Origin of the sequence: Arthrobacter echini (genome assembly GCF_008107445.1) — a bacterium.
Taxonomy (GTDB): Bacteria; Actinomycetota; Actinomycetes; order Actinomycetales; family Micrococcaceae; genus Arthrobacter_D; species Arthrobacter_D echini_A.
The window spans coordinates 383,273-406,465 of sequence record NZ_VSLD01000002.1; the positions used below are offsets into that span (position 1 = coordinate 383,273).

The following is a 23,193-nucleotide window of genomic DNA, read 5'->3' on the forward strand; positions in this document are numbered from 1 at the left end:
CATGAGCATCTCCGCAGGTCACCTGCTCGTCCGCCAGCTCGAGGCCCAGGGCGTGGCCCGCGTCTACTCCCTGCCCGGGGAGAGCTTCCTGGACGTCCTCGACGGGTTGCACGATTCACCGATCAGCACCATAGTCGCCCGCCACGAGGGCGGCGCAGGATTCATGGCACTGGCCGAAGCCCGATTGACCGGCGTCCCCGGCATCGTCATGGTCACCCGTGGCCCGGGCGCTGCGAACGCGATGATCGCCGTGCACACTGCCTGGCAGGACGCCACGCCCCTGGTGCTCTTCGTCGGTCTCATCCCGGTGGCCGACCGCGGACGCGACTCCTTCCAGGAGTTCAGCCTGGAGGGCTGGTTCGGCACCACCGCCAAGCGGGTCATCGTGCTCGACGACGAACACCGCGCTGCCGAGGTGGTGGCCGAGGCCCTGCACGCGGCTTCCTCCGGCCGGCCCGGGCCCGTGGTCGTGGGACTGCCCGAGGACGTGCTGGTGCGCAGAACCGGATCCGGGCCCGTGGCCCCGCGTCCGGTACCTGCACCGTCCCCCGACGCAGCGGCCGTCGACGAACTCGCCGCCCGGCTGGCCGCCGCCGAACGGCCCCTCGTCATCGCGGGGGGCGAGGGCTGGATCGACGCGGTCGGGAGCACGGACGCCGGGACAGCCCTGGCCGCATGGGCGGAGGCGGCACACGTCCCGGTGGCCGCCGACTGGCGCGCGCACGACGCCGTCCCGCACACCTCCGGCGCCTGGGCAGGCTACCTGGGCTACTACCGTTCCGACGCGCTTGCCGACAGCGTGGCGCAGGCCGATCTGCTGGTCTTCGCCGGCTGCGGTCGCTCCGACGTCCCCTCCGACGGGTACACGCTCGGCCTCGAGGCGCAGACCGTCGTCGTCCTGCCCGACCCGAACGCGGCCACCCATGCCGGTCGGATCGACCAACAGCTCGTGGCCACGCCGGCCTCGTTCACCGCCGCTCTGCCTCATCCGGGAGCCGCCCGTGGATCCCGCGGCCCCGGCTGGATGGACAAGCTCGCAGCGGCCCAGCGCCGCTTCGCCACACCCGTCCCCGAGGAACCGGCCACCGGCGTCGACCTCTCCGTGGCCTTCGGTCTGCTGGAGCAGAAGCTGCCCGCGGACCGCATCGTCACGTACGGATCCGGCAACACCACGCTCTGGGGCCACCGGTTTCTCACGCACGCCGGGCCGGGCACCCTGGTCGGCCCACGCAACGGCGCCATGGGTGTCTCGGTCCCCGCGGCCGTCGCCGCCTCGTTGATCCACCCGGACCGGGTGATCGTGGCGGTCTGCGGCGACGGAGATTTCCTGATGAACGGCCAGGAGCTCGCCGTCGCGCTCGCCCATCGCTCTGCCCCGCTGATCGTCGTGGTGGACAACGGGGTGTTCGCCACGATCGTTCAGCATCAGGAGAGGCACTACCCCGGTCGTCCGTCGGGCACGGCCATGGCCAATCCCGAGTTCGCCGCACTGGTCCGCAGCTTCGGCGGTCACGGTGAGGACGTGCGCACCACCGCCGACGTCGGCGGCGCCCTCGACCGCGCGCTCGATGCCGTCTCGGTCCGACGGGTGCCGGCCCTCGTGCACCTGCGCGTCGACCCGACGACCATGCCACCCTCGACGGCACCTCGTCCCGAGGAGCCGCCCGCATGAACCTGGACCTGATCCTGCGCGGCGCCCACATCATCACCCTCGAGGACGAGCGCCCCCGCGCCCACGCCATCGGCATCCTGCACGGGCGGATCGCAGGCTTCGACGACGAGCTCGCCGGTTGCACCGCCACCGCCGAGCTCGACCTGGCCGGCGCCACGATCGTGCCCGGGTTCATCGACGCCCACTGCCACACCACCTGGTGGGGACTCGGACTGGAGTCGGTGGACCTGCAGCACGCCCGCGGCCTGGATGAGCTCTACATCCTGCTGGAGGCCGAGACCGCCCGGCTCGAGGATCTCGGGGGCGCGGACGCGTGGCTGCACGGCACCGGGTTCAACCACGAACACCACGGCGGAGCCTTCCCGGACATCGCCCGCCTCGATGCGATCACCGGGAACCGGCCACTCTATCTGCGCCACGTCTCCGGCCATCAGGCGATCACGAACACTGCCACGCTGGCCCTGGCCGGCGCGCTGGAGCCGGGGTTCGAGGACCCGGTGGGCGGTGCCGTCGTCCGCGACGCGCACGGCCGCCCCACCGGCGTCGTCGAGGAGGCAGCCCAGGGACTCGTGCAGTCGCTGCTGCTGCCCTACTCCCGTGAGGTGATCGTCGACGCACTCGACGCGGCGACCGCCCGCTACGCGATGGAGGGCATCACGAGCTTCACCGAGGCCGGCATCGCGGCCGGGTGGATCGGCCACAGCCCGCTGGAGGTCGACGCCTATCAGCACGCCCGCCGCACCGGCCGCCTCCACGCCCGTGCCCAGCTGATGCCCACCCTCGACGCCCTGCACGAGGTCACGGGCCACACCGAGGACCTCCACGGGTCCACCGGCCGCGGCCTGGACCTAGGCCTCGGTGCCGGGTTCGGCGACGACTGGGTCTCGCTCGGCCCGGTGAAGGTGTTCCTGGACGGTTCGCTGCTCGGCGCCACCGCAGCCGTCACCGAGGACTTCTGCGGCCACCCGCACAATCACGGCTATCTGCTCGATGACGCCGCCAGCTACCGCGAGAAGGTCACCGCCGCGTACCGCGCCGGCTGGCCGATCGCCCTGCACGCCATCGGCGACGCGGCGATCGACCTCGCCCTGGAGATCGTCATCGGCTGCCAGGAGGCATACGGGCACAATCCGCTGCCCAATCGGATCGAACACTTCGGTATCGCGCGGCCGGATCAGGTCGTCCTCGCCGCAGATCACAGCATCGCGGTCACCCCGCAAGCCGCCTTCATCGGCCCGCTCGGGGACCAGATGGCCCAGCTCGTGGGCCCCGACCGCGAGGGCTGGCTCTACCGCGGGCGCACCATCGTCGACGCCGGCGGGATACTCGCCGGCTCCTCCGATCTCCCGGTCTCCGACAACAGTGTCCGCCGTGGCCTGCAGGCCTGGGTCGACCGCCGCACCTCCACGGGCCGCGTCCTGGGAGGAGTGCACGACGACGGCACCCCCCTCGAGGGCCTCTCTCCCGAGGAGGCGCTGCGCGCCTACACCTGCTGGGCCGCCGCCGCCACCGGCACCGCGGAGGACAAGGGCACCCTGCGCACCGGCAAGCTCGCCGACCTCGTCGTCCTCTCCGGTTCGCCGCTGGACGTGCCGGACATCGCCGCCCTCGACGTCCTGGCCACGATCGTCGGCGGCCGCTTCACCCATACCACCTTCATCCCCGACCTCCCGAAGGGAACCCCAGCATGAGTCTTGCAACGACCCGGCCCACCGACTCCGAGGACGCCGCCGCGGCTGCGCGCGCCTTCCTCGCCGATTTCCGCTCGATGAGCACGTTCGGAGCCACCATGGGTGGAGGGGTGGACCGCCAGGCCGGCACGGCGGCCGATGGGCAGACGCGGAACTGGTTCCGCGGCCTCGTGGAGGGCCACGGCTTCGAGGTCCGCTACGACGCCGTCGGCAATCAGTTCGCGCTGCTCGAACTCGTTCCCGGGGCGCCCTACGTGGCAATGGGCTCCCACCTCGATTCCCAGCCGCTGGGCGGGCGCTTCGACGGCGCCTACGGCGTGCTCGCGGCGGCACATGCGGCCATCCGCCTCCAGGGCACGCCGGCCACCGCACTGCCACCGGTCTTCAACATCGCTGTCATCAACTGGTTCAACGAGGAGGGCTGCCGGTTCAAGCCCTCGCTGATGGGCAGTGCCGTGTTCACCGGCAAGCTCACCGCCGAGCAGGTCCTCGCCACCACCGACCCGCACGGCACCACGGTGCGTGAGGCGCTGGAGTCGATCGGCACCGTGGGCGACTTCAGCCTGGACGTCGCCGCCTACCTGGAGATCCACATCGAACAGGGGCGTTCGCTGGAGGACCACGGGCTCACCATCGGTCTGGTCGAATCCACCTGGGGTGCGAACAAGTACGAGTTCGTCGTGCACGGCGAGCAGGCGCACACCGGCGCCACCGTCATCGCCGATCGCCACGATGCCCTGCTCGGCGCATCGCTGCTGGTGGCCGCGGCCCGCGACATCGCCGACGATTTCTCCACGGACGAGCACGCGGTCATCACCTCGTGTGGCGAGTTCACGGTGTTCCCGAACTCGCCCGTCGTGGTGGCCAGCCGCGTGGACCTGCTCGTCGATCTACGCAGCACCGACCCCGATGTGCTCTCCGCGGCCGATGCCGAACTCCACCGGCGGGTCGCGGCCATCGAGGAGCGCGCCGACGTCTCGATCGAGCGGGGCGCCGAGCACATCTGGGCATCGAAGGCCTATGACGCCTCCGGCATGGTGCTGGCCGCCGCAGCGGCAGAGGAACTGGGCCTGACCCACGGGACCGTCCGCACCCTGGCGGGCCACGACTCGACGAACATGAAGGACATCGTCCCTACGATCATGCTCTTCGTCCCGAGCGTGGAGGGTATCTCCCACAACGAGAAGGAGCTCACCAGCGACGAGGACATGCTCGCCGGCGTCGACCTGTTCACCGATCTGCTCCGGCGCGTCGTCGCCGGCGACTTCGTCCCAGGTGACTAGCCGGTCCGCGGTCGGGTCCTCCCGACAAAGGCTCGCCGACGGTGGCGGTCCTCGGCCGGACCACCACCGTCAGTGGGAAGAACTCCTAGTTCGAGGCGTCCTTGTTCACGTCCGCCGGTGAGTCGAACTGGCGGTCGGGAAGCCCCTGGAGGGTCTCCATGACCGACGGGTCCGCACCGTTGTCCTTGGCGTGCTTCACGAGATCGTCCCTGGACGCCGGGTACTCCATGCCGCCCAGCGCCTTCTGCAGGTCGATCGGGCTCGGATCTGCCATGTGGTGCTCCTTCGTGTCGGTTCCATCTCCTGCAGGTGCTCCCGGGCGGAGCACCTTCTTCACTGACCCAGGATCACCCGGGCAGCGTCTGTGCCACGGTCCGTCACCGTGGTGGGCGCCTCGAGATGCACGGCACCCGACGGGATGATGCCGGCGCCACCGAAGCGCTCCATGACGCGCCACTGCACCGCGACGTCCTCCCCCGCATGCTCGGCCGGCAATCGGTCCCAGAAGTCGAACCCGCCGACGTCGAGCAGAGCCTGCCGGTCGAACAGGACGCAGCCGCCCACCCAGGCCACGCGGTAGAGCCGCCACTCGCCCGGAGGGATGGCGAGCTCCAAGGCGGCATGGGCAAGATTCGCGGCGTTGTGCAGCGGCCAGCGCTCGAAGCCCTCGGTGCCCTCACGGATCCGCTCCGGGGTCACCACGTCGTCGGGCCACAGACTCAGCGTGGTCCGTTCGTCGGGCCGGCTGTCGTCGAGATAGGACAGTCCCTGGACGGCGGAGCCGATGAAACCGCAGCCCGCCCGGCGCAGTGCCCGGCTCATCCGCTCCAGCGACCCCGGCTCCAGCCAGACGTCGTTGTCGAGGAAGAGGACGGACGGCGCACTCGCCAGGGAGAGGAGGAAACTGCGCTGCTCGGCCAGTCCGCGACGGGGCAGATGCCTCTCGAGCTGCACGGTGCGGCCCTGGGCCCGCAGGACCCGGACCATGGCCCGTACCGCCGACTGGTCGAAGGGCAGGTCATCGCCCTCGCTCTGGTCGCTCACGACGACGCGGAAGGGCACACCCTCCTGGGCCGCGAGCCCGGACAGGGTGACGGCCAGTTCCCCGGGCCGCCCGTAGGACGGGATCAGCACGTCGACGAGCGGTTCGCGCCCCGGCTCCCCGGAGGCCCACTGGCCGGACGAGCGGGGCGTCACTGGGCATCATCGATCGTGGGCAGAGGCACGGGCAGCGACCGGATCCGGCGCACGACCGCCGCGGTGGAGCGCTCGGGCACATAGTCGAGGATGCTGACCCGACCGCCATTGGCCTCCACACTGGGGGTCTCCTCCAGCATCTGCGCCGTGTAGTCGCCGCCCTTGGCGTAGACGTCCGGCTTCAGGAGGTCGATGAGCGGCACGAGGGTGTCGGTGCTGAACACGCTGACGTAGTCCACGCAGCTCAGGGACGCGATGATCCCGGCGCGGTCGGCGATGGGGTTGATGGGCCGGTCCGGACCCTTGAGGCGGCGCACGCCGTCGTCGTCGTTCAGCGCCACCACGAGGACGTCGCCGAGCTGCTTCGCCTGATTGAGATAGCGCGTGTGCCCGCGGTGCAGCACGTCGAAGCAGCCGTTGGTGAGCACGATCCGCTTGCCGTCCGCGCGGTCCTCCTCGACCCTGCGCACCAGTTCCGCGGTGGTGAGCGCCGTGTCCGCGAACGACTGCAGATGCCGCGTGAGATCCGCCGTCGTGCACACGGAGGTGCCGGGCCGGTGCACGACGACGTCGGCGGCGGCCTGCGCCAGATCGAGGCTCGTGGACAGTGGCAGGCCGGCGGCGCGAGCAGCCGTGAGACTCGCGACGAACGTGTCCCCCGCGCCGGACGCCTGCTTCTCGTCGGCCGGTCTGGCCCAGGTCCGGTGGTCCTCGCCGTCCCGGCCGAGCAGCACGGTGCCGTCGCGATCGAGGGTCACGACGACGGCGCCCGCTCCGGTGGCCGCCAACAGCTCGTCGCGCCGCGCCGCCACGCGGCCTGCGCGGTCGGACCGGGGATCGAGGCGCAGGTCGAGGACGGCCGCCGCCTCCTGCGCGTTGGGCGTGACGATGTCCGGCCGGAGCGCGGACCAGGCTGCGGTGTCGTGCGCGTCGACGACCACCAGCAGATCCGGGTCGCGCGTCGTCACGCCGCTGAGCGCCTCGCGGACCGTGGCATCGAGGAGTCCCGTGCCGTAGTCGCAGACGACGACGGCGTCGCAGCCCGCCACGGCTGCGGGGATCCGTTCCGCCAGCAGGTCGACGGCCGCCGTCGGAGGCTCCTCGTGCGTGTCGTCGATCCGGAGCATCACCTGGCCGGCACCGACGATCCGGTACTTGGTGGTCGTGGCGACCCGCTCGTCCTGCAGCAGGTCCGCGGTGCCCACCCCGGCCTCCTCGAGGATCGCCCGGAGCCGGTCCCCGGCATCGTCCGCCCCGATCACCCCGCACATGCGCACCCTCGCCCCGAGGGCAGCGAGATTCATGGCGGTGTTGGCGGCCCCGCCCGCGGCATAGTCGCGCCGCCGGATGTCGACCACGGGCGCCGGTGCCTCCCGGCACAGGCGCTCGATCGTGCCGCTCCACCAGCCGTCGAGGATGGCATCGCCGACCACGGTCACGAGCGGTGCCTCGGCGGCGATCGCCGCCGGGACCCAGGCGGCCGGACCGCGCACCTCCGAAAGATCACCGGACAGGTCCCCGGGCGGCGTGCCCGCCGGTGAGCCCGTGCCGCCCTGCGCGCCTGACATCAGGCGCCCTGCTGCGGGGAACTGATGTGGACCACCTTCACGAGGGCGAACTCGTCGAGCAGCTCAGGTCCGTAGCCGAAGCCTGCGCCGCTGATCCCCCGCGGCTGTGCGGAGCCGCCGGGAGCGCCGCCGAACACGGCGTTCACCTTGACGGTGCCGACCGCGAGCGCGGCGATGGCCTGCTGGGCGTGGGCGATGCTTCCCGTCAGGACGGAGGCCGCAAGACCGTAGGGGCCGGCTGCGGCGAGTCGGAGTCCCTCCTCGAAGCTCTCGACGACGGTCACCGGGGCCACGGGGCCGAAGGTCTCCTGGCTCATCACGGTCATGGCGTCGGTGCACCCCGTGAGGACGGTGGGCGGGTAGTGGGAGCCGGGGCCTGTCGGTGTGGCACCACCGGCGAGGCACTGCGCTCCCTGGTGGATGGCGTCGCTGACGTGCGCCTGGACGGCGTCGCGCATGCGGCCGTCGACGAGCGGCGGGAAGGTACCGCTGGCGCTGCGGGTCTGCGCCTCGCCGGCCAGGGCGGTGAGGAAGGGTTCGGCGATGTCCCTGTGCACGTAGATGCGCTCCACGGAGGTGCAGATCTGGCCGGCGTTGGCGAAGGCGCCGAGTGCCGCCTGCGCCGCGGCCCAGGCGGGGTCGACGTCGGCGTCGACGATGAGCGGATCGTTGCCGCCGTTCTCGCGGATCACGTGTGAACCGGTGACGGAGGCGGCGCGGGCGATACTGGCACCGGCAGCGCTCGAGCCCACGTGCGCGATGACGTCGGCCCCCGTCTGCTCGGTGAGCATGCGGCCCACGGCTGCAGCTCCGGTGAGGGTGGTCAGTACGCCGTCGGGGAAGGAGGACTGCAGGAGCCGCCCGAGGAGCTCACCCACGTGCGGGCAGCGTTCGCTGGGCTTGTGGATCACGGTGTTCCCCGTGACGAGGGCCGCTCCGATGAGCCCGACGGCAACGGCCACCGGGTCGTTCCACGGGGTCAGGAGGACGGCCACCCCGCGCGCCTCGGCGACGGTGTAGTCGGTGGCGGTGACTGCCCCGCGCAGGCTGAGCCCGCGGTGCACCGGGCCCAGCTCGGCGTACTGCTCGAGCGTGGAGATCGCCGCCTCGATCCCGCCGAGCGAGTCGCCGAGCGGCTTACCGGTCTCGCGGGTGTTCAGCTCGGCCAGTTCCCGCGCGCCCCCACGCAGTGCGTCCGCTGCACGGCGCAACGCGGCCCCTCGTTCGGCCGGAGGGGTGGCGGCCCAGGAGGGCTGCGCCGCGCGCGCCGAACCCAGAGCCGCAGTGACCTCGTCCTGCGTCGCGCAGCGAAGACTGCCGACCTCGCTGCCGTCTGCCGGGTTCCGGATGTCGATGGACTGCTCGTCCTGCTCGGCTCGTGGCGTGTGCACCTGGGCGTCGATGGACATTGTGCTCCTCGGGATTCGATCCGTCCTGCAGCGGCCGCGTCGCCCTGCACGTCTACTGGTCTCGTACCCAGCTTCCGCCCGTTCACACAGTCGTGCCCCCGATATCTCGGGGCGTCCCGGTGCCTCCCGCGCACCTAGCATGGGGGCGGGGGCTCTGCGTCCCCACACCGCTACCAGCACCAGCACCAGGAACGGGGACGCACGGCATGCAGCACCCAGAGACCACGGCCGAGTTCGGCGGGCGCCAGGACACCGCGAGGGCCGTGGGCCCGCTGCTCGCCCCGTTCGAGGACGTCCACAGGATCGCGGTGCTGCGCGGCGGGGGGCTGGGGGATCTCATGTTCGCCCTTCCGGCCATCACCGCGCTCCACGCCCGCTACCCGGAGGCATCGATCACCCTGCTCGGGATGCCCGCCCATGCGGCCCTGCTGGACGGCAGGCCCGGCCCCGTCTCGGAGGTGCTGGAGCTGCCGGTCCACGAGGGTGTGCGGCCCGGCGAGGCGGACCCCGCCGCCGTGGACCGGTTCTTCGCCGGGGTCCGTGGATCCTTCGATCTGGCGGTGCAGCTGCACGGGGGCGGGAGGAACTCCAATCCCTTCCTCCTACGCCTCGCCGCGCCCCACACCGTCGGTACGCGTACTCCTGATGCTGCGGCGCTGGAGCGGACCATTCCGTACGCCTACTACCAGCACGAGGTGTTCCGTGCCCTCGAGGTCGTGGGCCTGGCAGGCGCTGCGCCCGTCGATCTCGAGGCACGGCTGCAGCTCACACCGGGCGACGCCGAACGGGCGAGGCGGCTCGTGGGACCGGGGCCGGTGGTGGCGCTGCACCCGGGGGCCACGGATCCCAGGCGCCGCTGGCCGTCGTCGTCGTTCGCCGAGGTGGCCGTGCGTGCCGCGACCGACGGCTGCGAGGTGGTGGTGGTCGGTGATGCCTCGGATGTGCCGGCGGCCGAGGAGATCGTCCGGCGGGCCCTCGGGGCGGCACCGGCAGCATCGGTCCGCTCCCTGGCAGGCCGACTGGAGCTCGGCGAACTGCTGGGGGTGCTGGAGGCCAGCGCCGTCGTGGTCGGCAACGACAGCGGGCCCAGGCACCTGGCGCAGGCCCTGGGCACACCGACGGTGGGCGTCTTCTGGATCGGCAACATGATCAACGCCGGACCAGTGGGCCGCACACTGCACCGCGTGCACTTCTCCTGGGTGACGCACTGTGCCACGTGCGGCGCCGATCTGCGCCAGGTGGGCTGGACGGCGGAGCGCTGCGAGCACGATGACCCGCTCGTCGCCTCCGTCCAGCCCGACGCCGTCTACGCGGACGTGGCGGAACTCAGGGCCACGAGCCTTCTTCTGCGTGGGCGATGACCATCTCGCGGATCTCGCAGCTCTTCGGCTGCGAGAGGGCGAACAGGATGGCCTCGGCGACGCGCTCCGGATCGTTGAGGCGCGAGTCGTCCTGCGGCTTGTACTGCTCGTCCCGATCGTCGAAGAACCTGGTCTTCATGCCGCCGGGGATGATGGTCGTCACGCCCATCTGACCGGCGGTCTCCGCCGCGAGGGCCTGCGAGAAACCCATGACCCCGAACTTGGAGGCGCAGTAGGCCGTCGCGTCGCCCACGGCCTTGATGCCGAGGGTCGAGGCGATCGTGATGACACGGCCGCGGGACTGCTTCAGGTACGGCAGCGCCGCACGCGCCGTCGAGGCGGTGCCCATCAGATTCACCCCGATGACCTTCTCCCACTCATCGGCTGCAACGGTGTCCAGGGCTCCGCAGCGGTCTATCCCCGCCGCGGTGACCACGGCGTCGAGGCCGTCGAGCATCTCGGCCGCTGCGGTGACCGCCGCCTCGACCGCCCCGCGGTCGGCGACGTCCACCTCGAAGGCCTTCACGCCGCTGACCCGGCTGATGTCGCGGTCCAGCACGACGGCGGTCCCGCCGGCCGCGATGACGCCCTGGACGATCGCGGCGCCGAGGCCGGAGCCTCCGCCGGTCACCAGGACGCGCCCGGGGTTGAAGCTGGTGGCAGGGGTGTTCTCTGTCATGGTGTTCCCTTCGTTGAGTGTGTCCGGACGGACCGGACGAGGATCTGCGGCCGGCTCAGCCCACGCGGGCGAGGGCAGCTGCGAGTTTCGTGGTGGAGCGTGCGGGGATATAGGGCACGGTGACGGTCCTGCCACCCCAGCTGCTCATCAGCGCTGCCTCCGGAAGGTCCTGCGCAGCGTAGTCGCCGCCCTTGACCCAGATGTCCGGCTGCAGCCGGGCGATCACGCTCTCGGGCGTCGACTCGGCGAACAGGAGCACGGCGTCGACGCACTCGAGTGCGGTCAGCAGCTCGGCGCGGTCGTCCTGTTTGATGATGGGCCGGTGCTCCCCCTTCAGCCCGCGCACGGAGTCGTCGGAGTTCAGGCAGACGATGAGGCAGTCGCCGAGCTGCCGTGCCGCGGCGAGCGTCCGGGCGTGCCCGGCGTGGAGGAGATCGAAGCACCCGCCGGTCGCGACCACGGTGCCGCCCGTCGCACGCGTCCGTCGTACCACTTCCAGGGCGTCGAGACCCTCCACCGGCAGCTGCAGCGGCGCGGCTCCCTGCCCGCTGCCGAGCGCGGCGAGACCGCCGAGGCCGAGGAAGAAGGCTGCAGCCTCGGTTGCCTGCCGTGCCGCGGCATCGACCGCGGCCCCCTCGGCGAGCCCGACGGCGAGCGCGACGGCGAAACGGTCACCGGCGCCGCACGGATCCGCTGCGTCCACGCGCGGTGCGGGAATGACCTGCGGCAGCAGTCCCGGTGCGGCCACGAGGGCGCCGTGGTCGCCCATCGTGACGATCACGGCTCCGCTCCCCCAGGTCTCCAGCAGGACTTCGGCCGCTGCCGCAGCGGCCGAGGTCCCGGAGCCCTGAACGCCCGCGAACCGCAGGGCCTCCCTGAGATTGGGCGTCACGGCGGCGACGCCCGGCACGGGCCGGGCGCCGAGCGGGTGGGGGTCCCAGATCACAGGGGTGGATCCGGCAAGCGCCGCCAGGCGGGCCCTCAGCTCGGCATTGGCCAGGACACCGCGACCGTAGTCCGCCGCGATGATCGCGTCCGCGCCGGTCAGCGCTGCGAGCATCCCGTCGGTACACTCCGGCGCCGGGGGCGGTGCGCAGCCCTCGTCGAAGCGCACCACCGCCTGGCCCGAGGCACGGATGCGCGTCTTCACGGGTGTCGGGGCTCCCGAGGGGCCCGCGACGACGTCGATGCCATCGAGCTCGGCTCGCAGGAGCCCCGCGGCGTCGTCGTCCCCGAGGACCGTCACGAGGACGGCCTCGTGCCCCTCGCTCTGGATCATGCGCGCCACGAGGCCCGCGCCGCCCGGTCGACGCCGTACCGCGTCGACCTCGACCACGGGCACGGGCGCGTCCGGCGAGAGCCGCCCGGCCCCTCCGGAGAGATCCGTGTCGAGCAGCACGTCCCCCACCACCACGATCCTCATCGCTGCTCCTCCCGGCGGCGGAGCACCGCCGCGTCGAAGGCGCGGCAGAGCGCGTGCAGGGCGATCAGGTGCCCCTCCTGGGCGCTGGCCGAGACGGCATCGATCGCCACCGAGGAGTCCACGCACTCGGTGAGCGGATTGGGACCCGCACCCGTCAGCGCCCACGTGGTGATACCCGCTGCCCGGGCCGTTTCCGCCGCCCGCAGCAGATTGGGGCTCCTGCCACTGGTGCTGAAGAGCATGAGGATGTCCCCCTCGCGGCCGTGTGCGCGCACCTGGCGGGCGAACAGCTGCTCGAAGCCGTAGTCGTTGGCGATCGCGGTGACCGCGGAGCTCTCCGCGTGCAGGGAGATGGCCGAGAACGGCTCCCGCTCGCCGTCGAAGCGGCCCACCAGCTCGGCCGTCAGGTGCTGCGCCTCCGCCGCGGAGCCTCCGTTGCCGGCGGCGAGCAGTCGCTGACCTGCCATGAGGCGGGTGGCCAGCTCGAGTCCCCACCCAGCAAGCGTCCCGGCGTTCCGGGACAGCGAATCCAGGGCCGGAGTCAGCGCCCGCAGATGCTCCAGGACGAGGCGCTCCGAGTCCTCGAGCGAGGCGTCGAAGGTCTCGACGGGGTCCGGCAGGCCGTTTCCCGTGCGTGCCTCGATGTCCGACATTTCCGTGGTCGACAGTTCCGTGGTCACAGTGCCCGGCCTCCCGTGCTCTCGAGTGGGCGCGCGGTACGTTGCTGCGCCGTGCTCGGACGGGGCGCCGTCGTGCCGAGTGCGGCAAGATACGCCGTCTCCGTGTCGGCGGCGATCCTGTCCCAGGAGTAGCGCGCCAGCACCCGCTGGTAGCCGTTCTCGCCGAGCTCGCGGGCCCTGGCCGGATCGGCGAGGAGGGCGGCGATCGCCGCGGCGATGGCGGGAGCATCCTGCGGCGGTGCGTGGAGTCCGGTGGTGCCGTCGACCACGGTGTCCACCAGGCCTCCCACCGCCGCGGCGACAACGGGTACGCCGCACGCCATGGCCTCGAGCGGGACGATCCCGAACGGTTCGTACCAGGGCGCGCACACGACGGCGTCGGCACTCCGGAGCACCGCCGGCAGCTTCACCCGGGACACCTGGCCGCGCAGGACCACGCGGTCGGCGACATCGAGGTCCGCGGCCAGGGTCATCAGCCGCTGTGCCTCGGGATCGTCCTGCAGGCCGGCCGAATTACCCGCGCCGCCCACGATCACGAGCTCGACGTCGTTCCGTCCGAGCTCGGTGAGTGCGCGCAGCGCGCGGATGACCAGATCCATGCCCTTGCGCGGCACGAGCCGGCCCACGCTGACGATCCGGTGCGTCCGGTTCCGCTCCTCCACGGGGCCGAGGGGGGTGAAGAGGTCCAGGTCGACGCCGCAGGGGGCGATGGAGACCCTTCGGCCCGGCACTCCCATCGCCGCGAGCTCGAACACCTCGTCCGAGCAGGTGGCCACCACGTGGTCCGCGCTGCGGCCCACCATCGCCTCGAGGGAGATCCGCTCCGGCGGACTGGTGTCCTCGACGCCCTGATGACGCCGCTTGACCGTCCCGAGCGCGTGGAAGGTCTGAACCACCCGCACCGATCGGCCTGCGTGTCCGGCGCGGCGGGCGGCATCGAGCGCCGCGAGGCCGGACATCCAGAAGTGGCCGTGGACGATATCGGGCACATCCTGGCCCCAGTCGGCGACGATGCCGTCGGCGAGCGCCCCCATGTACGGCAGCAGGAGGTCCTTGGCGACCGCACGGGCCGGGCCGGCATCGATATGGACCACCTCCAGCCCCGGATCCGTGCGGACCCGGGCGGGCAGGTCCGGATCGTCGCGGCGGGTGTAGACGGTGACGTCGTGTCCCCGGCGCGCGAGTGCCAGGGACAGCTCGGCGACATGGACGTTCTGGCCACCGGCGTCGACGCCTCCGAGGGCCGCGAGCGGGCTCGCGTGTTCGGACACCATGGATATCCTCACGGTGCTCTCCTTTCAGTGACGAGCAGTCCTCGCAGCCGGGACGCCTCCTCGTCGAGGACCCCGTCCCAGTCGGACAGGAACCGCGCGAGTCCGTACCGGGAGAGGGCTGCCTCTCGTGCCACGAGGCCGCGCGTGCGTGCCTCGTCCGGATCCTCGATCAGTCGGGCCGCAGCACGCAGGAGGTCCGCGACGCTGGTCGAGACGGCGCCTGCGCCTGGGGGTACGGCCCGGGCGGCCTCGGTGGTGGCGAGCACCAGGACCGGGAGCCCCACGTGCATGGCCTCCAGGAGGGACAGTCCCAGCGAGGTCCAGCGCAGCGGATGGACATAGGCCCGCGAGCGTCCCAGCCTCGCGTGGAGCTGCTTCGTCGGGAGGTCCCCGCCGATGCGCAGCTCGCCCGGTCCGAGATCCAGGGCGTCGGCGAGGGTGTCGGTGCCCATACCGAAGACCTCGAGGGGTGCGACGCCGGCGAAGCGCGGCAACAGGTCGGTCCCTGTGATCCGGCCACGCCGGACCGGCTCGTTGATCACGAGCGCGAGCTGCTGCAGGTCCCCGGAGTAGAGATAGCCGGGATCCACGATGCCGTGCTCGATCACGATGGTCCGGGCACGGCCGCTGTCCCAGAAGAGGTCATTGAAGTGCGTGACGTGGACCACGGGGATGTCCGTCCGGTCCGCCAGCGGGTGCACGGTGCCCACGATGTCGCGGCGCGGCGTGTTGTGCTCCACGAACACCGCCGGCAGGTCCGTCCCGGGCGTACGCCCGAGCAGCCGCTCGCACTCCGCGATCTCCTCCACGCGCTGGAGGACCACGACGTCGATGTCGGCGTCCGCGAGGTCCCCGGGAGCGACCTCGATGACGCTCTCCGGCCAGTCGCGACCGGCCCGTCCGAGTCCCCACGGACCCCCGTCGGGCCCGGTGGGAAGCACATAGGTGTGCCGACCCCTGACGAAGGCGTCGGTCCACCCTCCGTGGACGTGCCAGAGCAGGATCCTCATTGCTTTCCCCTCGTCTGTCTGCGGCCGTCGCTGCGGCCGATACTGCGGCGCGAGCCGAGTGATGAGATGCCGGAACCGAGCCGGAGGACGGCGTCGACCACGTCCTCGGGCGAGACGTTCGACAGGCACGGGTGTCCCTGCACGGGGCAGATCCGGGCCCGCGTGAGCGCGCAGGCGGCGTCCTGGTCCCCGAGCAGTTCCACGGGGACCTTGTACGGCGCCCAGCGGACGGCCGGGACCACGGGCGAGAACAGGCACACCACGGGGGTGCCCACGGCAGCGGCCAGATGCGCCGGCCCGGTGTTGCCCGTGATGACCACCGTGGCGCCCGCCAGGACGGTTCCCAGGGTGTCCAGATCCGTCCTGCCGCCGAGATCCCGGCCCTCCGGACCCGCCACGGTCGAGGTAAGGCCGGTCTCGCCGGGGCCCCCCGTGACCACCACGCGGAAGCCCGCGGCGGTGAGGAGTTCCACGGCGGCGGCGTGGTGCAGGGGCGGCCAGGCGCGGGCGGGAACGGCGGCGCCGGGGTGCACCACCACGTAGGGACCCTCGCCCACGAGGTCCCGCAGCTCCGAGGGGTCCGGCCGCGGGGTGACCTGCAGTCTCCCGTCGTCGCCGTCCGGCAGGGCATACCCCGCGGCCTCGGCAATTCCCAGCGCCCGCTCCGCCTCCGGCTGGTCCTCGGGGAAGTCCTCCCCGGGCCTGATGCGCACGTCCAGGAGGGATCCGGCGTAGTCCACGGAGGCGCCGGAGATACGCCGGACTCCCGAGAGGCGCAGCAGGAGGGCGAGCGGCAGCGGCGACTGGTGGAAGGAGGTCAGGATCACGGCCTCGTCCACTTCGAGCGCCTCCACCGAGTCCTGCAGTTCGGCGATCAACTCCGGCGTCGCGTCGGGCGCGGGGTCCACGATCCAGGGAGCGGACCAGGTCACGACGTCGGCCACACCGGGCAGCAGTCGGCCAGCGGCGGCGCCCTGCGGTCCGCACAGGAGGACGACGTCGTTGGGCGAGTCCCCGTGGTCCCCCGCCGCGATGGCCCGCACCGCCGGTCCGGCGAGCAACACGTCACCGGCGCTGTCCAGGCGTGCGACCAGCACGCGGCGCCTCATGAGGTCCCCTCCCACAGCAGAGCCACGGCCTCGGCGAGGCTCCCCGCGACGGCGGGGGCCGCACGGATCTCCTCCTCGAGGGTCACCACGGTCGGGACGAGCACTGCTCGCGCCCCGGCGGCGGCGGCGGCTCCCATATCGGCCCCGATGTCGCCGATGACGGCGACCTCGGACGGGGCCAGACCCAGTCGCTCGCTCGCGGACAGGATCATGCCCGGCTCGGGTTTGCGGCACCGGCAGCCGTCCTCCGGTCCGTGGGGGCAGACCTCCCAGAGGTCGAACGGGCCGAGCAGCTCCTCGACCTCCGCATTGACGGCGTCGACCTGCTCCCGGGTGAGGAGGCCGCGGGCGATCCCGGACTGGTTGGTGACGACGCCGAGGCGCACGCCGTCCGCGCGCAACCGGTCGAGGACGTTCCGCGCACCGGGCATGGGCTCCACCAGCGAGGGATCCCCGTTGTACGGGACGTCCCGGACGATGGTCCCGTCCCGGTCGAACAGGACGGCACGCGGGGCGGTCCGCGGAAGTCCGGGTGAGAAGTCCATACAGGCTTAGTGCCCGGGAAGGAGCAGTACTAAACACTTCGCGGTGAACTTCTTCTGACCACCACCGTTCCCCCGGCGCGAAGACCCCGCAGCCACCCACCCGGACCTCTGGCAGGATGAACCGCATGACCTCCGAGGGCACCGCCGCGACCACCCGCGACCGTCCGTCGTCCGCACCGGCCAGCGGGTCCGCACGCGACCGTCCGGTTCCGCCCTCGACTCCTGCGCCCGACGGCCGCCCGGAGCTCCTCGCCCTCCGTGCCCTGAAGCTCGGTGATCTCCTCGTGGCCGTCCCGGCCCTCCGTGGCCTGCGCCGCGCCTTCCCGGAACACCGGATCCTGTACGCGGCCCAGGAGTGGCTGCGACCCGTCGTCGGCCTGATCGACGCGATCGACGACCTCCTGCCCACCCACGGGCTGGACGCCCCCCTCCCGGTGGAGCACGGGCGGATCGACATCGCAGTGAATCTGCACGGCAACGGCGCCCAGAGTCGGGGACGGCTCGGCGAGATCGGTGCGCACCGGCGCCTTGGCCACCGCTCGCCCGGCTGGGACGGTCCGGTCTGGCGCCCCGGCGTCCACGAGCGGGAGCGCTGGGCGTCCCTGGTGGCCTGGCACGGTGCGCCGGCGGACCCGCTGGACTGCCGACTCGGGCTGCCCGCCGTGACGAGCCCGGTGCCCGGGGCCGTCGTCGTGCATGTGGGTGCCGCGTACGGCAGCAGGCTGTGGCCCGTCGAACGGTTCGCGGCAGTCGCCCAGCGTCTTGCCGCCTCCGGACACCGCGTTGTGTTCACCGGCAGCGACGGCGAGCGCGCACGGGCCCTCGCCGTCGCCGATGCCGCCGGGCTGCCCGAGGAGACCGTCGCTGCCGGGAAGCTGCCACTCGACCGGTTCGCCGCGCTCATCGCGGGCGCGGAGCTGGTGGTCTCGGCCGATACGGGTGCCGCTCATCTCGCCTCGGCCTACGCCCGGCCGTCGGTCGTGCTGTTCGGGCCGGCGCCCGTGACCGAGTGGGGCCCCCCACCGGGCCCCCATACCGTCCTGACCGATGCCTCGGTACGCCTCGGCGACACCTTCTCCCCGACGCCCGATCCCGCCCTGCTGGCTGTCACGGTGGACCAGGTACTGGCTGCAGCCGCGGCCCACGGCATCGCGTAGCCGAGCCTGCCCCGACCGCCGAGCGGTTCACCCCGTCCGGCCCGGCGCCCGGGACGACCCTGCGGCCGGATGGGGCTGGGCGGGCGAGCTGAGCAGGGTCTTCTGCAGTCTGACGAGGATCCGTGAGAGGGCCCGGGAAACCTGCATCTGCGACATCCCCAGCGCGTCCGCGATCACCTGCTGCGTCTGCTCCATGAAATACCGGCGATAGAGCAGTTCCTTCTCGCTCGGACCGAGGTCGTTCACGGCACCCCGCAGCGAGATCATGTCGTCACTGCGATCCGTACCGCTCGCTTCGACGGCCAGCGTCTCAGCCCAGCCCAGACCCTCGGACTCGGCGTCGAGCGATTCCGGACGGAGGCTGGAGTGGGACGCCTGCGCCTCGAGGATCCTGGCCTCCGCATGACCCAGTTCCAGGCCCAGTTCCCGGGTCGTCGCTTCACGACCGAATCGCTGTGCCAGTGCCGGTGCGGCCCTGGCTATCTCGGTGCGCAGGTCCTGGATCTCCCGCGGCGGACGGATCACCCAGCACGAGTCCCGCAGGTACCGCTTGATCTCGCCGTTGATCGTCGGAACGGCGAAGGACGCGAACGGGACACCGCGCGCAGGATCGAAGCGCTGCACGGCCTTGATGAGCCCCAGGTACGCCACCTGGCGGATGTCGGAGGCCTCCGGGCCCGACGACGCGAAGGACCGCGCCACGGACTCGGCAATGTCCATATGACGCAGGGCGATGTCGTCCTGCAACGCTGCTGTCAGCCGCGCTCCCGGCCGAGCGGCTGTCCCCGGGGTGACCCCGTGAGAGCCGGAGCAGTCAGCGGCGGCGCTGCCGGATATCTCGCCCCGCACCTGGGGTACGGCGGAACTCTGCGTGCGACGCTGCGTCGCCGGAAGAACACTCACGCTCCCCAACAAAACAGCAGACTGATCGATCCGCAACAGTGAACATGGACGGAGCCGCTTTCCTCCACGGGCTTCCCTTCGGGCTGCGAGCACGCTATGGCAACGGACTGCCACCCGTCATCCCGGTCCCCGGACCGGGTCTCAGCCGGGGACGGTGGCAGGGCCCGAGGCCGTGGGCCCGTCGGGTGCCGTGCCTGGGTCGGACGCCGGGCCGGGGACTTCCCGCTTCCATCGGGATGCTCCGAGCTCACCGATGATGGCCTGCAGATGTCCCCGCAGTTCCTCGGACACCAGGGCGCCTCCGCTCACGAGGGTCTGCTCGATGTCGTCGGCGGCGTCGAGCACCTGCCGCCCCGTGGCGGAGAGGGACACCGAGTGCGAGCGCCGGTCGAGGTCGTTCGGCACGCGCAGCACGCATCCCCTGGACTCCAGATGGGAGAGGGTCTTGCCCATGGTCTGGGCCTGCACCCGGACGCTATGCGCAAGCGTGGCCTGGGTCATGGCGCCCTGCTCCGCGAGCACCCCCAGCGCGATCACACCGGCGTGGGTCACCCCGAGGTGGTTCAGCCGTTCCATCCACGCATGTTCCACCAGGCGGGCCGCGGTGGTCAGCAGGCGGCCCGTGGTCCACTGATCCAGATTGCGCATGGCCAACCTTCCTCTCGCTCGCAGAGCTGCAGCTCAGGCACCGGAGCTGAGATCAATGATAGCTAGGCTGTACCCTCTGATTGCCGACCACTTCCTTCTCCGATCCCTTTCCGACCGGAGAAGGAGTCCCGCGGCGGCGAACCATCGATCCTCAGGAGCAGGCATGACGCAGCAACTGGACCAGGGCGCCACGGCGCCCGATTTCACGCTCCCCGATGCGCAGGGCAACCCTGTGACGCTGTCCTCCTTCAGGGGCGGCGATGTGATCGTGTACTTCTACCCCGCGGCTGCCACACCCGGGTGCACCACGCAGGCCTGCGATTTCCGCGACAACCTCGCCTCGCTCGGCGCAGCCGGCTTCACCGTCCTCGGGATCTCGCCCGATCCGGTGGAGAAGCTCGCCGACTTCGTGGAGCAGGAGGCGCTGACCTTCCCCCTGCTCTCGGACGAGGACCACGGGGTAGCGGCGGCCTACGGCGCCTGGGGGGAGAAGAAGAACTACGGGAAGACCTACGAGGGACTCATCCGGTCCACCGTGGTGATCGACGCCGAGGGAACTATCTCGCTGGCCCAGTACAATGTGCGGGCCACCGGTCACGTGGCGAAGCTCCGACGGGACCTCGGGATCGACCGGTAGCCGTCGTGCCGCCGCTGCGGTGGCGCTAGAGTGACACCAGGAAGATGCCCCTGTTCTGCAGGCATCGAGGCGCGAGTGGCGGAATTGGTAGACGCGCTGGATTTAGGTTCCAGTGTCTTCGGACGTAGGGGTTCAAGTCCCCTCTTGCGCACAACAGGATCAGCCGGCCGGAGTCCCCGTGTGGATCCGGCGCCGGGACCGGGCGAACGCTTTCTTCGATTTCCCCACCTGCCTACCCATCCGCCTCCCTGGTTCGACCGAATGACCTCTGAGACATCGACACGATGTGTTCCACCCCACGGCACCGACCGCAGGCACCCGCCCGGTCACATCTACGGAGGATATTCCCATGGCAGTCATCCAGCGCAGGAACCTTTCGATCCTCGGGATCGCAGCAGTATCGATGTTCGGTCTCGCAGCCTGCGGCGGCGGCGACGAGGCGTCGTCCGAGCCCAGCGAGAGCAGCATGGCCAGCGAGAGCAGCATGGCCAGCGAGAGCGCCGAGGCCAGCATGGCCCCGTCGGCCTCCAGTGACGCGATGATGGATCCCGCGGCGAACCTCGTGGGCCCCGGATGCGAGGACTACGCAGCCGAGGTGCCCGACGGCGAAGGCTCGGTTGCCGGAATGGCCCTGGACCCGGTGGCCACCGCTGCCTCGAACAACCCCATCCTGACGCAGCTCACGGCAGCTGTCTCCGGCGGGATCAACCCCGATGTCGATCTGGGCGACACGCTCAACAGCGGCGAGTACACCGTCTTCGCCCCGGTCGACGAGGCGTTCGAGGCACTGCCCGCCGAGACCGTCGAGGGACTCAAGACGGATACCGAGGGACTCACCAGCATCCTCACGTACCACGTGGTCGAGGGCAAGATGCAGCCCGCCGACATCGAGGGCACCACCCAGACCTCGCTCCAGGGCGGCGAGCTCGAGATCAGCGGCTCCGGCGACGAGCTCATGGTCAACGACGCCAATGTCATCTGCGGCGGCGTCCAGACCGCCAATGCCGTCGTGTACCTGATCGACACGGTGCTCTCGGTTCCCGCCGAGTCGTAGCACGGACCGTCCTGGTCCGGCCCTCCATGTGGTCCAGGACGTCCGGACAGGCCCCCTCACCCTCGCGGGGAGGGGGCCTGTTCCATGTCCGGCGAGCGACGCGCCGTCGGGGAACGGACAGGACGATCACCTACACTTGGGGCTTCATCCACCCGGCCCATCGGAGATCCCGCCTGTGAACACTGCCGCCGCGCGCCGCCCCGGTCGCCGGAGCCCCGCCGGAGTCCGCTCCCTCGCCGTCGCGCTGGCAGCCTGCCTCACCCTGGTCTCCTGTACCGCGCCGGAGGAGGCACCGCAGCCGGTCAAGAGCAGCACGGTGGTGGAGGACGACCCGGGGACCTTCCGCTTCGGCACGGCCGCGGACCCGCGGACCCTCGATCCGGCACTCGCCATCGACACCGAGTCCTACCGCGTGACCCGCCAGCTGATGCAGGGACTGGTGGGGATCGATCCCGTCACCTCCGAGCCGGTTCCCCTCCTCGCGGAGTCCTGGACCGAACAGGACAGCGGCCGCGCCTACCACTTCACCCTGAGGGAGGACGTCGTCTTCCACGACGGGCAGCCCTTCAACGCCGCCGCGGTGTGTGCCAACTTCGAGCGCTGGTACACCATGCCGCCCTCCGACCACCTCGACCGGTCGCGGCTGCCGTTCAAGGACGTCTTCAGGGCCTTCTCGGACCAGCCGGAGCTGAGCCTGTACGAGGGGTGCACGGTGACGTCGGAGTACACCCTGACGCTGCAGCTCGCACGGCAGATCACCTCGCTGATCCCCGCGCTGGCGGCACCGGCCTTCGCCCTCGGCTCGCCGGCCGCGCTCACCTCCGATCAGGCCAACGAGCTCAGCCACAGCAGGAGCGGCACGTTCATCTCCAGATTCGGGGCCGCGCCCGTCGGCACCGGCCCGTTCGAACTCGTCCGCTGGGAGGCGGGCGAGGTGGAGCTGAAGTCCTTCGCGAACTACTGGGGCGAAGCCGGGGACGTGGACCGTGTCGTCTTCACCACCATCACGGACGCAGGAGCGCGCGCACGGGCCCTCACCTCGGGGCGCATCGACGGGTACGACTTCGTCTCGGTGGACAGCGCGGTGGACCTCGCCCGCAACGGTGTCCAGTTCCTTCAGCGTGATCCCTACTCGGTGCTCTACCTCGGGCTGAACCAGGATTTCCCCGGCGTGGACGACGTCCTCTTCCGGCGGGCCGTGGCCCACGCGATCGACAAGAGGGCGCTGATCGACGGCCGGTTCCTGGACGGTACGAAGCCGGCCCGCTCCTTCCTGCCCGAGAAGCTCGGGATCAGCACGGAGGACGTCACCACCTACGGATACAACCCTGCACGCGCCAAGGACCTCCTGGAGCAGGCCGGCTACGACGGCGAGGAGCTCCCCTTCTACTACCCGCGCTCCGTCTCCCGTCCGTATTTGCCCGCGCCCGAGAAGGCCTACGCCGAACTGAGCCGCCAACTCGTGGAGGCGGGCTTCAACATCAGGCCCGTGCCGATCGAGTGGAGCGAGGGGTACGTCGACGCCGTCCAGCGTCCCGGCGACCGCGCCTTCCACCTCCTGGGCTGGAGCGGCACCTACCAGGACCCGGACAATTTCCTCGGGGCCCTCTTCGGCAGCACCAGCGCCGAGTTCGCCTACGACGACTCCCAATTGGAGAGCAAGATCACCCGGGCAGGCAGCCTCCCTGCCGGGCAGGAGCGATCCGATGCCTACGCGGACATCAGCGCACAGCTCTCGGAGCGGATTCCGGCCGTGCCGCTGGTGCTGCCCATCTCCGCCCTGGCCATGAGCCCCCGCGTGGTGAGCTATCCCGTGAGCCCGGTGATGAACGAGGTCTTCAACCGGATCGATCTGGCCGACGTGGAGGCGGACGGCAGGCGCTCGGGCTGACC

The 23,193-nt window shown here is 71.3% G+C and carries 21 protein-coding genes and 1 tRNA gene; 9 read left to right on the top strand and 13 right to left on the bottom strand.

What is annotated here, in order from left to right; translation table 11 throughout:
* Nucleotide 1: 1 nt before the first annotated feature.
* Genes FQ377_RS06420 through FQ377_RS06430 form a run of 3 tightly spaced genes read left to right on the top strand, consistent with a single transcriptional unit; the run spans nt 2 to nt 4,646 of the window.
* A complete protein-coding gene (locus FQ377_RS06420) occupies nt 2–1,672 on the top strand; it encodes a thiamine pyrophosphate-binding protein (RefSeq protein WP_148600399.1) in 1,671 nt (556 codons plus the stop codon).
* Nucleotides 1,669–3,363 (top strand): amidohydrolase, encoded by a 1,695-nt coding sequence (locus FQ377_RS06425; protein ID WP_148600400.1) that lies wholly within the window; start codon nt 1,669–1,671, stop codon nt 3,361–3,363. The genes FQ377_RS06420 and FQ377_RS06425 overlap by 4 nt, the downstream gene beginning before the upstream one ends.
* A complete protein-coding gene (locus FQ377_RS06430) occupies nt 3,360–4,646 on the top strand; it encodes a M20 family metallo-hydrolase (protein ID WP_148600401.1) in 1,287 nt (428 codons plus the stop codon). The genes FQ377_RS06425 and FQ377_RS06430 overlap by 4 nt, the downstream gene beginning before the upstream one ends.
* Nucleotides 4,647–4,731: 85 nt before the next feature.
* Here the strand turns inward: FQ377_RS06430 and FQ377_RS06435 are convergent, their stop codons facing one another.
* From FQ377_RS06435 to FQ377_RS06450, 4 genes are read right to left on the bottom strand one after another with little or no spacing between them, the layout of a single operon-like run.
* Nucleotides 4,732–4,920 carry a DUF2795 domain-containing protein gene (locus FQ377_RS06435; protein ID WP_148600402.1) on the bottom strand — a complete coding sequence of 63 codons (189 nt, stop codon included), beginning with the start codon at nt 4,918–4,920 and terminating at the stop codon, nt 4,732–4,734.
* A gap of 59 nt (nt 4,921–4,979) precedes the next feature.
* Nucleotides 4,980–5,843, bottom strand: coding sequence for a glycosyltransferase family 2 protein (locus tag FQ377_RS06440; protein WP_148600403.1), 864 nt, complete (start codon nt 5,841–5,843; stop codon nt 4,980–4,982).
* On the bottom strand, nt 5,840–7,411 hold the full coding sequence (locus FQ377_RS06445) for a PfkB family carbohydrate kinase (RefSeq protein ID WP_148600404.1): 1,572 nt from the start codon (nt 7,409–7,411) through the stop codon (nt 5,840–5,842). The genes FQ377_RS06440 and FQ377_RS06445 overlap by 4 nt, the downstream gene beginning before the upstream one ends.
* Nucleotides 7,411–8,820: an aldehyde dehydrogenase family protein gene (locus tag FQ377_RS06450; RefSeq protein ID WP_148600405.1), complete on the bottom strand. Its 1,410-nt coding sequence runs from the start codon at nt 8,818–8,820 to the stop codon at nt 7,411–7,413. Before FQ377_RS06450 ends, FQ377_RS06445 begins: the two co-directional genes overlap by 1 nt.
* A gap of 206 nt (nt 8,821–9,026) precedes the next feature.
* Between FQ377_RS06450 and FQ377_RS06455 the strand changes: the two genes are divergently transcribed.
* A complete protein-coding gene (locus FQ377_RS06455) occupies nt 9,027–10,181 on the top strand; it encodes a glycosyltransferase family 9 protein (protein ID WP_148600406.1) in 1,155 nt (384 codons plus the stop codon).
* Here FQ377_RS06455 and FQ377_RS06460 read toward each other — a convergent pair.
* Genes FQ377_RS06460 through FQ377_RS06490 form a run of 7 tightly spaced genes read right to left on the bottom strand, consistent with a single transcriptional unit; the run spans nt 10,147 to nt 16,901 of the window.
* Nucleotides 10,147–10,860: an SDR family oxidoreductase gene (locus FQ377_RS06460; protein ID WP_148600407.1), complete on the bottom strand. Its 714-nt coding sequence runs from the start codon at nt 10,858–10,860 to the stop codon at nt 10,147–10,149. The two genes, FQ377_RS06455 and FQ377_RS06460, sit on opposite strands and share 35 nt — an antisense overlap.
* Nucleotides 10,861–10,915: 55 nt before the next feature.
* The gene (locus FQ377_RS06465) at nt 10,916–12,283 is read right to left on the bottom strand and encodes a PfkB family carbohydrate kinase (protein WP_148600408.1); all 1,368 of its coding nucleotides are present in this window, start codon (nt 12,281–12,283) and stop codon (nt 10,916–10,918) included.
* Nucleotides 12,280–12,963 carry a D-sedoheptulose-7-phosphate isomerase gene (locus tag FQ377_RS06470; protein ID WP_262364311.1) on the bottom strand — a complete coding sequence of 228 codons (684 nt, stop codon included), beginning with the start codon at nt 12,961–12,963 and terminating at the stop codon, nt 12,280–12,282. Before FQ377_RS06470 ends, FQ377_RS06465 begins: the two co-directional genes overlap by 4 nt.
* The gene (locus FQ377_RS06475) at nt 12,960–14,249 is read right to left on the bottom strand and encodes a glycosyltransferase (protein WP_148600409.1); all 1,290 of its coding nucleotides are present in this window, start codon (nt 14,247–14,249) and stop codon (nt 12,960–12,962) included. Before FQ377_RS06475 ends, FQ377_RS06470 begins: the two co-directional genes overlap by 4 nt.
* Entirely contained in the window at nt 14,246–15,247 is a 1,002-nt protein-coding gene (locus FQ377_RS06480; protein WP_148600410.1) for a glycosyltransferase, read from the bottom strand. Before FQ377_RS06480 ends, FQ377_RS06475 begins: the two co-directional genes overlap by 4 nt.
* On the bottom strand, nt 15,244–16,356 hold the full coding sequence (locus FQ377_RS06485; protein WP_148600411.1) for a glycosyltransferase family 9 protein: 1,113 nt from the start codon (nt 16,354–16,356) through the stop codon (nt 15,244–15,246). The genes FQ377_RS06480 and FQ377_RS06485 overlap by 4 nt, the downstream gene beginning before the upstream one ends.
* A complete protein-coding gene (locus tag FQ377_RS06490; protein ID WP_148600412.1) occupies nt 16,353–16,901 on the bottom strand; it encodes a D-glycero-alpha-D-manno-heptose-1,7-bisphosphate 7-phosphatase in 549 nt (182 codons plus the stop codon). The genes FQ377_RS06485 and FQ377_RS06490 overlap by 4 nt, the downstream gene beginning before the upstream one ends.
* A 125-nt stretch (nt 16,902–17,026) precedes the next feature.
* Here FQ377_RS06490 and FQ377_RS06495 point away from each other — a divergent pair, with 125 nt between their 5' ends.
* Nucleotides 17,027–18,058 carry a glycosyltransferase family 9 protein gene (locus tag FQ377_RS06495; RefSeq protein ID WP_148600413.1) on the top strand — a complete coding sequence of 344 codons (1,032 nt, stop codon included), beginning with the start codon at nt 17,027–17,029 and terminating at the stop codon, nt 18,056–18,058.
* A 27-nt stretch (nt 18,059–18,085) separates the two neighbouring features.
* Here FQ377_RS06495 and FQ377_RS06500 read toward each other — a convergent pair whose 3' ends face one another.
* Both FQ377_RS06500 and FQ377_RS06505 read right to left on the bottom strand, forming a co-directional pair.
* On the bottom strand, nt 18,086–18,961 hold the full coding sequence (locus FQ377_RS06500; protein ID WP_148600414.1) for a sigma-70 family RNA polymerase sigma factor: 876 nt from the start codon (nt 18,959–18,961) through the stop codon (nt 18,086–18,088).
* 141 nt (nt 18,962–19,102) lie between these two features.
* Entirely contained in the window at nt 19,103–19,609 is a 507-nt protein-coding gene (locus FQ377_RS06505) for a MarR family winged helix-turn-helix transcriptional regulator (protein WP_148600415.1), read from the bottom strand.
* Nucleotides 19,610–19,772: 163 nt separating this feature from the next.
* On the opposite strand from FQ377_RS06505, the gene bcp reads away from it, so the two are divergent.
* From bcp to FQ377_RS06525, 4 genes are all read left to right on the top strand, one after another.
* Nucleotides 19,773–20,246 (top strand): thioredoxin-dependent thiol peroxidase, encoded by a 474-nt coding sequence (gene bcp / locus FQ377_RS06510; RefSeq protein WP_148600416.1) that lies wholly within the window; start codon nt 19,773–19,775, stop codon nt 20,244–20,246.
* Between the two features lie 69 nt (nt 20,247–20,315).
* A tRNA-Leu gene (locus FQ377_RS06515) sits at nt 20,316–20,397 on the top strand.
* 198 nt (nt 20,398–20,595) lie between these two features.
* Nucleotides 20,596–21,300 carry a fasciclin domain-containing protein gene (locus FQ377_RS06520; RefSeq protein WP_148600417.1) on the top strand — a complete coding sequence of 235 codons (705 nt, stop codon included), beginning with the start codon at nt 20,596–20,598 and terminating at the stop codon, nt 21,298–21,300.
* A gap of 175 nt (nt 21,301–21,475) precedes the next feature.
* On the top strand, nt 21,476–23,191 hold the full coding sequence (locus FQ377_RS06525) for an ABC transporter substrate-binding protein (RefSeq protein ID WP_148600418.1): 1,716 nt from the start codon (nt 21,476–21,478) through the stop codon (nt 23,189–23,191).
* Nucleotides 23,192–23,193: the final 2 nt, after the last annotated feature.

What these genes read in the sequence shown, in the direction of transcription:
- FQ377_RS06425 (WP_148600400.1), top strand. Translation starts at nt 1,669, where the DNA reads ATGAACCTGGACCTGATCCTGCGCGGCGCCCACATCATCACCCTCGAG.
- FQ377_RS06450 (WP_148600405.1), bottom strand. Translation starts at nt 8,820, where the DNA reads ATGTCCATCGACGCCCAGGTGCACACGCCACGAGCCGAGCAGGACGAG.
- FQ377_RS06430 (WP_148600401.1), top strand. Translation starts at nt 3,360, where the DNA reads ATGAGTCTTGCAACGACCCGGCCCACCGACTCCGAGGACGCCGCCGCG.
- FQ377_RS06435 (WP_148600402.1), bottom strand. Translation starts at nt 4,920, where the DNA reads ATGGCAGATCCGAGCCCGATCGACCTGCAGAAGGCGCTGGGCGGCATG.
- FQ377_RS06420 (WP_148600399.1), top strand. Translation starts at nt 2, where the DNA reads ATGAGCATCTCCGCAGGTCACCTGCTCGTCCGCCAGCTCGAGGCCCAG.
- FQ377_RS06445 (WP_148600404.1), bottom strand. Translation starts at nt 7,411, where the DNA reads ATGTCAGGCGCGCAGGGCGGCACGGGCTCACCGGCGGGCACGCCGCCC.
- FQ377_RS06455 (WP_148600406.1), top strand. Translation starts at nt 9,027, where the DNA reads ATGCAGCACCCAGAGACCACGGCCGAGTTCGGCGGGCGCCAGGACACC.
- FQ377_RS06520 (WP_148600417.1), top strand. Translation starts at nt 20,596, where the DNA reads ATGGCAGTCATCCAGCGCAGGAACCTTTCGATCCTCGGGATCGCAGCA.
- bcp (WP_148600416.1), top strand. Translation starts at nt 19,773, where the DNA reads ATGACGCAGCAACTGGACCAGGGCGCCACGGCGCCCGATTTCACGCTC.
- FQ377_RS06480 (WP_148600410.1), bottom strand. Translation starts at nt 15,247, where the DNA reads ATGAGGATCCTGCTCTGGCACGTCCACGGAGGGTGGACCGACGCCTTC.
- FQ377_RS06505 (WP_148600415.1), bottom strand. Translation starts at nt 19,609, where the DNA reads ATGCGCAATCTGGATCAGTGGACCACGGGCCGCCTGCTGACCACCGCG.
- FQ377_RS06465 (WP_148600408.1), bottom strand. Translation starts at nt 12,283, where the DNA reads ATGAGGATCGTGGTGGTGGGGGACGTGCTGCTCGACACGGATCTCTCC.
- FQ377_RS06495 (WP_148600413.1), top strand. Translation starts at nt 17,027, where the DNA reads ATGACCTCCGAGGGCACCGCCGCGACCACCCGCGACCGTCCGTCGTCC.
- FQ377_RS06460 (WP_148600407.1), bottom strand. Translation starts at nt 10,860, where the DNA reads ATGACAGAGAACACCCCTGCCACCAGCTTCAACCCCGGGCGCGTCCTG.
- FQ377_RS06490 (WP_148600412.1), bottom strand. Translation starts at nt 16,901, where the DNA reads ATGGACTTCTCACCCGGACTTCCGCGGACCGCCCCGCGTGCCGTCCTG.
- FQ377_RS06485 (WP_148600411.1), bottom strand. Translation starts at nt 16,356, where the DNA reads ATGAGGCGCCGCGTGCTGGTCGCACGCCTGGACAGCGCCGGTGACGTG.